The sequence below is a fragment of the Natronospira sp. genome (assembly GCF_007134575.1).
Lineage (GTDB): Bacteria > Pseudomonadota > Gammaproteobacteria > Natronospirales > Natronospiraceae > Natronospira > Natronospira elongata.
On record NZ_SLKM01000297.1, the window covers coordinates 1 to 2,687 of the forward strand.

A 2,687-nucleotide genomic window follows, 5' to 3' on the forward strand; every position below is an offset into this window, starting at 1 on the left:
TCAACAGGTCCAGGAATTTGCGACCCGTTGGCTCTGGACGTACAACAACGAACGGCCCAATATGGGCCTCGGTGGCATCACCCCGAAGATGAAGGCAGCGATGGCTGCTTAGGCTCTACTTTTGAGAGCCACTAAAAATGGGGGTATTACCCCCTCTACCGTAGCGATACCGTCGCAAGTCGATATCAGAGAAAAGATCGAATCGACAAGCTGTTTCAAGATGCCATTAAACTGGCGAATCACACCATATACGTGAATGATAACTATGAAGACTTCCAATGGCGTTTGACAGCAGACTTTAGCCTGGCTGCCAGTTATCAGACTGCAGTGGCACAAGAGAGAATTCTTGCAAAAAACTTGACAACTGCAAGCCTCGACTGGGTAACGACACAACGATCTGAGGAGTTCGAACAATTTGGGTCGACTGTTAACTCAATTGTTAACAATAAAGTTCGCATTACCCAAGCCCCGAATTGGCAGCTTTGCTCTGGAGGCATTCTATCCACTGAAGCGCCAGCAATGGCACGGCTACTTGAAGCCGAAATCCGGTCAAACGGAAAACCCCGGTACTCTCCAGAGTTGCAGCACCTGCAGTGCCATTACGTAATTCGGGATGACCTCGCAAACCGCTCAGTGACGTACGATATTCGCCTGCATGGCCCTAACCTAGCCGCACAAAAGGCCGCCGATGCACTAAATAAATGGCGTACGGAACACAAGGATGAGGCCAAAGGCGAGCACTATGCTGACATCCTGCATTTCCTGCAAACCTTTCAGGGCTTCGAAAGAGACGACTTGATCTGAAAAATGATCTAAACAAGCCCTGGAGCGCCCCCCATCCTTCCGATGGGGGGCGCTCTTCGCAATATGAATGGTTAGGGAGAGCAGAGATGAACATCAGATGGGTACTACTACTTGCCGCTTCTCTATTGGTCGGTTGCGGCAACCAGGAACCTCTCGACAAACCGACAGATCTTGAAGTGGAAACTGGCGACAGGGAGATCCGACTGAACTGGACGCTTTCCGAAGAGGCAGCCCGCTATCGGGTTCATCTTCTGACAGAAAGGGACCAAGCTCTCGATGATGCCCTGGATATACTCACAACCGATCAACCGCCTGTTCGCCTAAATGAATTGAAAAATGAGCAGGACTACTATCTGGCCGTGGTAGCCGAGCGCTGGATGCGGCCCGACAGCGAGGCAGCACGGATTGGTGCCCGCCCGGAAGGCACCTTCACGCCCTTGGGCGGGCTCAACGATACCGGCCTGCAGCAGTGCTATGACGGCGAAGCCGATGCCATGGTCGAGTGCACGGTCGAAGACTGGCCGGGTCAGGATGCCGAGTTCGGTCGTGACCGGCTGGCTGCGAAGGGAGAGCTGGACAAGCATGATTCCGGCCATGCGGGGTTTGATTTCACCAAGATCGCCGCCAACGGCGCCACCCTGCCCGCCGACGCCGAGGAATGGCGCTGTGTCCGCGACAATGTCACCGGGCTGATGTGGGAGGTCAAGACCGCCGATCCGGAAGACTGGTATGCCGATGACGACGATATCCACGCCCTCCGGCACCGCTGGACCTGGTACAACCCCGACGAGCGAGTCAATGCAGGGCGACCTGGAAGGAGACGTGCCTCACTGGGAAGCTGCCCCCTGGAGTACTGCAGCACGGATGACTTGACTGCCGCTGTCAATGAGAAAGGTCTTTGTGGATACAACGACTGGCGCTTGCCTACCGTACGAGAGTGGCTTTCAATCAATAGTTTCCGGCCATCACCCGTAATTCGCGACTGGAGCAGTACGTTTATCGATACGGAATACTTCCCTAGCCAAAGACATCGAGCCACTGATCCTTTCTTCTGGTCAGCAAATGCATTCGTCAACCCCTTGCTAAACATGGAACCTGGCGAGGAAGCAGAGTCTTCGGGACTCGCGTGGAATAACCTTGTCGCCGCAGGCCTTCAAGCACCTCAAGGCAGTGGGCTTTCCTCACATGTAAAACTGGTTCGCCATGTGGATGAGCAAGATCGCTATATTGATGAAACCATCCCCCCGGTGGAACCTCGAGGTGAACAAAAATGTGTAGATAACGTGAGCAGAAGCAACCTCCCGGATGACCTGATGCCAATGCCAGACGGTACCGTTATCCACGCAGAATACGGACTGATGTGGATGCGATGCAGTATTGGGCAGGAATGGGACGGTGAGACCTGTGTAGGCGCCCCCACAACCCTGGATATTCAGTCAGCTTTACTAGAGGCAGCCGAATCTGGCCATGCCGGCTATGATGACTGGCGGGTACCCAACATTAAAGAACTCGATACACTTACCGAGCGTTCCTGTGCTCATCCGGCTATCGACCTAAACATTTTTCCAAATACGCCTCGGAAATCACATGCTATCTCAGCGACAGCGGTGGACTGGGGAGCTGGCAGTTCAAGACAGGAGAACCGTGACCCAGCATTTTTCGGAATAACACAGGATCAGGGAATTGTCAGAGAGATTCCGGTTGACCTAGACAACCTTCGGAACCACCTCCCACAGGAGACCCACGTCCGGCTGGTTCGGGATTTGGATTAGGCCGGGCGCCTGTAGGAGCGGGTTCGCCCACGCAATGCCGTGACGCGCCGTCCTCCAATGCGACCTGGGCGCTGGACTGGTTTGTCAGATTTCGGCGCGCCGGCCGGGCAA

Annotated in this window: 2 protein-coding genes; both read left to right on the plus strand. The window is 54.6% G+C overall.

The window, feature by feature from the left end:
- The first annotated feature begins 252 nt into the window (after window positions 1–252).
- Window positions 253–804 carry a hypothetical protein gene (locus ACJWXQ_RS11975; protein ID WP_406672889.1) on the plus strand — a complete coding sequence of 184 codons (552 nt, stop codon included), beginning with the start codon at window positions 253–255 and terminating at the stop codon, window positions 802–804.
- 86 nt (window positions 805–890) lie between these two features.
- Window positions 891–2,576, plus strand: a complete 1,686-nt coding sequence (locus tag ACJWXQ_RS11980; protein WP_346052678.1) for a DUF1566 domain-containing protein — start codon at window positions 891–893, stop codon at window positions 2,574–2,576.
- Window positions 2,577–2,687: the final 111 nt, after the last annotated feature.

Bases quoted from the DNA above. Each gene is read 5' to 3' on its own strand.
- ACJWXQ_RS11980 (WP_346052678.1), top strand. From the start codon at position 891: ATGAACATCAGATGGGTACTACTACTTGCCGCTTCTCTATTGGTCGGT.